This is a genomic window from Pseudomonas sp. R62, assembly GCF_000257605.1.
Taxonomy (GTDB): Bacteria; Pseudomonadota; Gammaproteobacteria; order Pseudomonadales; family Pseudomonadaceae; genus Aquipseudomonas; species Aquipseudomonas atacamensis.
Genome location: NZ_JH635999.1, coordinates 9,702 through 18,190, shown reverse-complemented (window position 1 = coordinate 18,190; position 8,489 = coordinate 9,702). Strand labels below are relative to the sequence as shown.

The 8,489-nt window shown below is 57.7% G+C and carries 9 protein-coding genes; 1 reads left to right on the top strand and 8 read right to left on the bottom strand.

Going from position 1 to position 8,489, the window contains the following annotated elements:
- The coding region (locus tag OQK_RS18500; RefSeq protein ID WP_038861950.1) for a PaaI family thioesterase at positions 1–260 on the bottom strand (260 nt) is incomplete at its 3' end.
- A gap of 158 nt (positions 261–418) precedes the next feature.
- Here OQK_RS18500 and OQK_RS18495 point away from each other — a divergent pair.
- A complete protein-coding gene (locus OQK_RS18495) occupies positions 419–655 on the top strand; it encodes a hypothetical protein (protein WP_007959016.1) in 237 nt (78 codons plus the stop codon).
- Positions 656–716: 61 nt separating this feature from the next.
- Here the strand turns inward: OQK_RS18495 and OQK_RS18490 are convergent, their stop codons facing one another.
- The 7 genes from OQK_RS18490 to odhB all read right to left on the bottom strand — a co-directional run.
- The gene (locus tag OQK_RS18490; RefSeq protein ID WP_016773683.1) at positions 717–1,118 is read right to left on the bottom strand and encodes an MAPEG family protein; all 402 of its coding nucleotides are present in this window, start codon (positions 1,116–1,118) and stop codon (positions 717–719) included.
- The gene (locus OQK_RS18485; protein ID WP_016773682.1) at positions 1,118–1,855 is read right to left on the bottom strand and encodes a DUF599 domain-containing protein; all 738 of its coding nucleotides are present in this window, start codon (positions 1,853–1,855) and stop codon (positions 1,118–1,120) included. Before OQK_RS18485 ends, OQK_RS18490 begins: the two co-directional genes overlap by 1 nt.
- A gap of 267 nt (positions 1,856–2,122) precedes the next feature.
- Positions 2,123–3,436 (bottom strand): branched-chain amino acid transport system II carrier protein, encoded by a 1,314-nt coding sequence (brnQ, locus tag OQK_RS18480; RefSeq protein WP_016773681.1) that lies wholly within the window; start codon positions 3,434–3,436, stop codon positions 2,123–2,125.
- 482 nt (positions 3,437–3,918) lie between these two features.
- Positions 3,919–4,803 (bottom strand): succinate--CoA ligase subunit alpha, encoded by an 885-nt coding sequence (sucD, locus tag OQK_RS18475; protein WP_016773680.1) that lies wholly within the window; start codon positions 4,801–4,803, stop codon positions 3,919–3,921.
- A complete protein-coding gene (sucC, locus tag OQK_RS18470; RefSeq protein ID WP_016773679.1) occupies positions 4,803–5,969 on the bottom strand; it encodes an ADP-forming succinate--CoA ligase subunit beta in 1,167 nt (388 codons plus the stop codon). Before sucC ends, sucD begins: the two co-directional genes overlap by 1 nt.
- 182 nt (positions 5,970–6,151) lie before the next feature.
- A complete protein-coding gene (lpdA, locus tag OQK_RS18465; protein WP_016773678.1) occupies positions 6,152–7,588 on the bottom strand; it encodes a dihydrolipoyl dehydrogenase in 1,437 nt (478 codons plus the stop codon).
- Positions 7,589–7,696: 108 nt separating this feature from the next.
- A partial coding sequence (gene odhB, locus OQK_RS18460; RefSeq protein WP_038861948.1) for a 2-oxoglutarate dehydrogenase complex dihydrolipoyllysine-residue succinyltransferase occupies positions 7,697–8,489 on the bottom strand: 793 nt, incomplete at its 5' end.

Genomic DNA, 8,489 nt, shown 5'->3' with positions numbered 1-8,489 from the left:
CGCAGATCGAGGGTCGGACAGACTTCGAACTCCGGCAGCACGCACAGGGTCGACATGCCGCAGGCGGTGTCCATCAATGAAGTGATGGCGCCGCCATGAATGACTCCGGTTTCGGGATTGCCGACGATTTTTTCGCTGTACGGCAGGATCACCGTCAGCCCTTCGCTGGAGGCACTGTGCACTTGCAGCTCCAAGACCTGACAGTGTCGCAATGCCGATAAAAAGCGCGTCGCGCGCTCAAAAACGGGGTTTTCGGCCATGTGATAATTACTCGCGTTTGGGCCTTGTGCCAGTAGTGAGAAAAGCGGCAAAAGTTCCGTGATAAAACAAACTTATATATCTGAAACAATTGAGGAACTTAACCCGTAGCGCCGAGTTCTTAAGGCCAGTAGTTATTTTCCATAAGGAGATACACCCCATGCGTAAGACTTTAGCTATTGCCTTGATGTTGACCGCTTCCCTCGGTCTCGCTGCCTGCGATAAAAAATCCGAGGACAAAGCTCAAGATGCCAACCAACATGCTGAGCAAGCTCAGCAAGACATGAACAAAGCTCAGGATAAAGTGAACGACGCAGCAAAAGAAAACGCCGAAGCTGCCAAAGCTCAGGCTGAATCGAACGCCGCTGCTCAAGAAGAAGCCGCCAAAAAGCAATAAGCTTTCTGGTGTGAAAGAAAACCCGCCAAGTGCGGGTTTTCTTTTGCCTGCGATTTACCGGTTAGAGCAACACGGTTCTAAAAGTCGGACTAATCATCAGCAACAACGAACAGATGAAGCCAACTAGCCACATCAGGCTGCGCAACTTCGCCAGATCGGCCAGATAGAACCACAGATAGAACACTCGCGAGATCACGAAGATGATCGCCAGCGCATCGATCAGCCAACCCGCGGTTTGCGTGGTGTGCGCCATCAGCACACCGACCGCGAACAGAATGAAGGCTTCGATGCTGTTCTGATGGGCCGCCAGCGCCCTCGCACCGAAGCCGGTCAACTGCGCCTGCTGCTGCCGAGGCAAGTGATTGTCATACCCGCCCTGCTCTTTCATGGCCTTGGCCACCGGCATGCGCGCCACGTAGATCAATAAAGCACTGATAAACACACACCAGAACGGAATACTCATCAAACAGCCTCTTTGTTCGCCTCAGGGACGGGCGCCTCTGTAGGGGTATAGACCATGACATCGAGAACGTCGGAATGAAACTCGCGGCGATACAACACCACCACCACGCCCGCGCTCATGATCATGAACAGCCACGGGCTGACGAACCACGCCAGCATGCTCATGCCGAAGTAATAAGAGCGCAGGCCGAAGTTGAACTGGTTGGCCGCCATCGAAATCACTCGCGCCGCCCGTGAAGCGAAGGCCTTGCGTTCCTGCTCGGTCACTTGGCGCTCGCCGATCATCGGCGCTGAACCGACCAGAATCGCCGCGAAGTTGTATTGGCGCATGCACCAGCTGAAAGTAAAGAACGCATAGACGAACACCAGTGCCAGGCACAGCAACTTGATCTCCGACATGCCTTGCGAGGCCTGTTGCACCATCGGAATATCCGCCAACAACGACACAGCTCGGTCGGACGCACCGAGCACGGTGAGAATACCGGCGAGGATGATCAGCGTGCTGGATGCGAAGAACGAGGCGTTGCGCTCCAGATTGCCGATCACGCTGGCATCGGCGATGCGGTTGTCACGCAGCAGCATGCGGCGCATCCAGTCTTCGCGGTAAAGGTGCAACACGCTGGCCAGACACGCCGTATCACGGGCCTTCCAGGTGGCATAACGGGTGTAACCGCCCCAGCAGACGACAAACCAGACGGCGGCGAGCAAGTGGATCAGATTGGCTTGGATGAACGACATGCAATTCCTTGTGAAATGTGATCACGGTATGAATGACCTGTGGGAGCGAGCCTGCTCGCGAAAGCGACGTACCACCCAACACTCATGGCGGCTGACACGACGCTTTCGCGAGCAGGCTCGCTCCCACATAACGATTTCGGCAACCCTTCGACGTTAGCTCAGCAAAAAAGACACTGCCTCACGCGCATAAAAAATGCCCCGTATCGATTGATACGGGGCATTTCTGTTTAACCGTGCTCGACCCACTTGTGGCGGGTCCAAACCACGTCAGGCAGTGACTTCGCTGCGCTTGCCCAGCAGGCGATCACAGACCACGGCGACCACCAGGGTCATCACGCACGGCACCAGCCACGCCAGACCCTGCTCGCTCAGTGGCAGATGGGTCAGCTGAGTTGGCATCCAGTCGGCCAGACCAGCGCCTTTCAGGGCGTCGATGGTGCCGAAAACGAAGGAAACCAGCATCACCGGGCCAAGAATGCGCCCGTGCTCATGCCAGAAATCCTTGCAGAAGCTCAGCGCGACCAGAACGATGCACGGCGGGTAGATCGCGGTGAGTACCGGAATCGAGAAAGCAATCAGCTTGGTCAGACCAAGGTTGGAGACCAGCAGCGAGAACGCCGCGAGGATAATCACCAGCGTCTTGTAGGACAGCGGCAGCACACGGCTGAAGTATTCAGCACAGGCACAGGTCAGGCCGACCGCCGTGACCAGACACGCCAGCGAGATCAGCACCGCAAGGAAACCACTGCCCAGCGAACCGAAGGTGTGCTGCACGTAAGCATGCAACACCGCCGCGCCGTTGGTGGCGCCGACCGCGACTTCATGGCTGCCGGACCCGAGGCGGAACAGGCTGACGTAGACCAGTGCCAGACCCACGCCGGCAATCAGCCCGGCAATGATCGCGTAACGGGTGATCAGCGCTGGCGACTCGACGCCACGGGAGCGGATCGCGTTGACGATAACGATGCCGAATACCAGTGCGCCGAGGGTATCCATGGTCAGGTAACCATTGATGAAGCCTTGGGAAAACGGTGCCGCCACATACTCTGGAGTGCCGTGACCGATGTCACCCGCCGGCAAGGCGAACGCGGCAATGCCCAGTACTGCCAGCGCAATGATTTTCAGCGGTGCGAGGAAGCGGCCCACGGTATCCAGCAAACGCCCAGGGTAGAGCGAAATGAAGAACACCAAGAGGAAGTACACCGAGCTGTAGAGGAACAGCGCCAGCGGGCTCTCGCCGGTCAATGGCGCCAGACCCACTTCGAAGGAAACGGTGGCGGTACGCGGAGTGGCGAACAGCGGACCCACAGCCAGATAGCATGCCGCCGCGAGGATACCGCCGGCGATCTTGCCGATCGGGCTGCTCAGCGCATCCATCGCGCCGCCGACCTTGGCCAGCGCCACCACAGTGACTACCGGCAAACCAACGGCGGTAATCAGAAAGCCCAGCGCAGCCATCCAGACGTGAGGTCCGGCCTGCAAGCCGACGATCGGCGGGAAAATGATGTTACCGGCCCCGACAAACAGGGCAAACGTCATAAAACCAAGTGCCAGGATGTCCTGACCTTTCAAAACTTTCATTAAGGTAATACCACACTACTGAAATCGGAATTTAGAGGGGGATTGCCCTGTTGGATTAGGGAAATGCTGTCGATCCGTATGGGACTGACCCTTAAAGCGCGTGGCTGCCTTGTGGGCGGCGGACGCAAAAATGGCAGCCAGCCTAACGAATTTGGCGGACAAACGCACTGTTGGAGGGCGAACTATCCGATACGCGACGTTTCCGTGTCGCGTTTACATATCTATTTTTCATACAGAGACCCTGTATTCATCACAGCAAACCTGTGGCGAGGGGATTTATCCCCGTTGGACTGCGCAGCAGTCCCAAAGAATCCGAGCTCAAACTGCCTGACTGATCATGGTCGCTGGCATGGGGGCCGCTTCGCAGCCCAGCGGGGATAAATCCCCTCGCCACAACAGCTCTCAAAATTCTCATACGCCAGAAACGACAAAGGCCACCCGAAGGTGGCCTTTGCTGCTGGAGCTAAAAAGTCAGCCGAAGCTTACTTCTTCACTTCCCAGCCAGTCAGCTCGGCCAAGGCCTTGCCGATGTCTGCCAGCGAACGCACGGTTTTAACGCCTGCGTCTTGCAGCGCAGCGAATTTCTCGTCTGCAGTGCCTTTGCCGCCAGAGATGATTGCGCCAGCATGGCCCATGCGCTTGCCCGGAGGAGCAGTCACACCAGCGATGTAGGAAACAACCGGCTTGGTCACGTTAGCCTTGATGTAGGCAGCCGCTTCTTCTTCAGCCGAACCGCCGATCTCGCCGATCATCACGATCGCCTCGGTCTTCGGGTCTTCCTGGAACAGCTTCAGGATGTCGATGAAGTTCGAACCCGGGATCGGGTCACCACCGATGCCGACGCAAGTCGACTGACCGAAACCGGCGTCAGTGGTCTGCTTCACAGCTTCGTAGGTCAGGGTGCCGGAACGCGAAACGATACCGACCTTGCCTGGCAAGTGAATGTGACCTGGCATGATGCCGATCTTGCATTCGCCTGGGGTGATCACGCCTGGGCAGTTAGGGCCGATCAGGACTACGCCCAGCTCGTCGCACTTAACTTTGGCGTCCAGCATGTCCAGGGTAGGAATGCCTTCGGTGATGCAGACGATCAGCTTGATGCCGCCGAATGCCGCTTCCAGGATCGAGTCCTTGCAGAACGGAGCCGGAACGTAGATCACGCTGGCGGTAGCGCCAGTGGCAGCTACTGCGTCTTTGACGGTGTTGAACACTGGCAGACCCAGGTGCTCGGTGCCGCCCTTGCCCGGAGTTACGCCGCCAACCATCTTGGTGCCGTATTCGATGGCTTGCTGGGTGTGGAAACTACCTTGCGAACCGGTAATACCCTGGCAGATAACTTTGGTGTCTTTATTGATCAGGACGCTCATTATTTGCCCTCCGCAGCTTTGACAACTTGTTGAGCAGCGTCGGTCAGGCTGGTAGCAGCGATGATGTTCAAACCGCTTTCTGCCAGTACTTTAGCGCCCAGCTCAGCGTTGTTGCCTTCAAGGCGAACAACAACCGGGATTTTCACGCCGACTTCTTTCACGGCGCCGATGATGCCTTCGGCAATCATGTCGCAGCGAACGATGCCGCCGAAGATGTTGACCAGTACTGCCGCGACGTTCTGGTCGGACAGGATGATCTTGAACGCTTCAGTAACGCGTTCCTTGGTAGCGCCACCACCTACGTCGAGGAAGTTGGCTGGCTTGCCGCCATGCAGGTTGACGATGTCCATGGTACCCATGGCCAGACCGGCACCGTTGACCATGCAGCCGATGTTGCCTTCCAGGGCTACGTAGTTCAGTTCGAACTTGGCAGCGTGCGCTTCGCGCGGATCGTCCTGCGACGGATCGTGGAAAGCCTTCAGCTTAGGCTGACGGTACATGGCGTTGGCGTCGATGTTGATCTTCGCGTCGAGGCAGTGCAGATCGCCGTCAGCCTTGATCACCAGCGGGTTCACTTCCAGCAGAGCCAGGTCGTGATCTTTGAACAGCTTGGCCAGACCTACGAAGATCTTGGCGAACTGAGTGACCTGCTTGCCTTCCAGACCCAGCTGGAATGCCAGCTCGCGACCCTGGGATGGCTGAGCGCCAACCAGTGGATCGATAGTGGCCTTGAGAATTTTTTCTGGAGTGTCGTGAGCGATTTTCTCGATGTCCACGCCACCTTCGGTGGAAGCCATGAACACGATGCGACGGCTCGAACGGTCAACGACAGCGCCCAGGTACAGCTCTTTAGCGATATCAGTGCACGATTCAACCAGGATCTTGGTGACTGGCTGGCCATTGGCGTCAGTCTGGTAAGTCACCAGACGCTTGCCCAGCCACTGCTGTGCGAAGGCTTTGGCGTCTTCTTTGCTGCGAACCAGCTTTACGCCGCCCGCTTTACCGCGACCACCGGCGTGAACCTGGGCTTTGACGACCCACTCGTTGCCGCCGATCTTGTCGCAAGCTTCTGCTGCTGCTTCCGGGGTGTCTACTGCGTAACCAGTGGAAACTGGCAGGCCGTATTCAGCGAACAGCTGCTTACCCTGATACTCGTGAAGATTCATGCTTTTTACCGTCTTCGTTAGGTACTGCGCATTCGGCGCTGCGCTCGTTTGAGTGCCGCGCCACCTGTGACTGCTGCTTGCGTAGCTGGGCTACGCAAGACTGCGTCCGGCGGACATTCCGCGGTGAGTCTTGCTCGCAAGGCTCACGACGGGCCGCTACCGCCGTGGTTTCTTATTATGTCTTAACGCTTCTTGCGGTTGGCAATGTGAATGGCACCGCCATTCACTGCCAGAGCAGCTTCGTGCAAGGCTTCGGACAGGGTCGGATGGGAGAAAACCATCATGCCCAAGTCTTCAGCGCTGGTGCCGAATTCCATACCGATCGCGCCCTGCTGAACCAGTTCTGCAGCGCTCGGGCCAATCACGTGCACGCCCAATACGCGGTCGGTCTTGGCATCGGCGATGACCTTGACGAAACCACCGGTATCGTTGGCAGCCATGGCACGGCCGGAAGCGGCGAACGGGAAGGTGCCGACGTTGACTTCAACGCCTTCGGCCTTCAGCGCCTGCTCGGTTTTGCCAACCCACGCGATTTCCGGGTGAGTATAAATAACCGAAGGGATCAAATCATAGTTCATCTGAGCCTTGTGGCCCTTGATGCGCTCGACAACCATGATGCCTTCTTCGGACGCCTTGTGGGCCAGCATCATGCCGCGAACCACGTCACCGATGGCGAAGACGCCCGGTACAGCTGTGACGCAATGGTCATCGACCGCGATGAAACCGCGCTCGTCGATTTCCACGCCACAGTCGGCAGACAGCAGATCAGTGGTCACCGGACGGCGACCAACGGCTACGATCAGCTTGTCGAAAGTGATGGTTTGTTCGCCGTTGGCATCGGTGTAGTTGACGACGACTTCTTCGCCGTTGACTTTCGAACCGGTAACGCGAGCGCCCAGCTTGATATCCAGACCCTGCTTGGTCAGGGTTTTCAGCGCTTCCTTGGAAACAGCGGTGTCCGCTGCCATCAGGAAGGTGTCCAGCGCTTCGAGAACAGTCACTTCTGCACCCAGACGCGACCATACCGAACCCAGCTCCAGACCGATCACGCCAGCGCCGATCACGCCCAGACGTTTAGGTACGGACTGGAATTCCAGAGCGCCAGTCGAATCGACGATGACTTTCTGGTCAACCGGAGCCGGTGGAATGTCGATCGGACGCGAACCTGGCGCGAGGATGACGTTTTCCGCTTCGATGACTTCAACCGAACCGTCCGGCTTGGTGACTTCGACTTTCTTGCCGGCCAGCAGCTTGCCGTGGCCCTGGATCGAAGTAACGCCGTTGGCCTTGAACAGGGTGGCAACGCCGCCGGTCAGGTTCTTGACGATGCCAGCCTTGCGGCCAACCATCGCAGCGACGTCCATTTTGACTTCGCCGGTCGAGATACCGTGAACGTTGAAGCTCTCTTTGGCTTCCTTGTATTTCCACGAGCTGTCGAGCAGCGCCTTGGAAGGAATGCAACCCACGTTCAGGCAGGTACCGCCCAGGGCTTGCTTGCCCTCTGCGTCGGTGTACTTCTCGATGCAGGCAGTGGTCAGGCCCAACTGAGCAGCCTTGATGGCCGCTACATAGCCACCAGGGCCGGCACCGATCACTACTACGTCAAATTTCTGCGACATTCAAAAAATCCTCTTTAGCAATAAAGCTACAAGCCGCAAGCTTCAAGCTGCAAGCCCACCCGCTCGCCTTGAGCTTGAGGCTTGTAGCTGAAAGCTTGCAGCTGCTTTTTAGATATCCAGCAACAGACGAGCCGGATCTTCCAGCAGGTTCTTGATGGTCACCAGGAAGGTCACAGCTTCTTTGCCATCGATCAGGCGGTGATCGTAGGACAGAGCCAGGTACATCATCGGACGGATCACGACCTGACCGTTGATGGCCATCGGACGCTGGATGATGTTGTGCATGCCCAGAATCGCTGCCTGCGGCGGGTTGACGATCGGCGTCGACATCATCGAACCGAAGGTACCACCGTTGGTGATGGTGAAGGTACCACCGGTCATCTCGTCCATCGACAGTTTGCCGTCACGGGCTTTCTTGCCAAATGTTGCGATGCCGCCTTCGATTTCCGCCAGGCTCATCAGCTCGGCGTTACGCAGAACCGGTACTACCAGGCCACGGTCGCTGGAAACGGCAACGCCGATGTCCGCATAGCCGTGGTAAACGATGTCGCCGCCGTCGATCGACGCGTTGACAGCCGGGAAGCGTTTCAGCGCTTCGGTGGCCGCTTTCACGAAGAACGACATGAAGCCCAGGCGTACGCCGTTGTGGGACTTCTCGAACAGGTCCTTGTACTTCGAACGCAGGGCCATGACTTCGGTCATGTCGACTTCGTTGAACGTGGTCAGCATCGCCATGTTCGACTGGGCTTCAACCAGACGCTTGGCCACGGTGGCACGTACGCGAGTCATCGGTACGCGCTTCTCGATGCGGTCGCCAGCAGCGAACACAGGCGCAGCAGCCGAAGGAGCAGCAGCCTTGGCAGGCGCGGCAGCCGGAGCGGCTTTCTTCGCAGCAACTGCT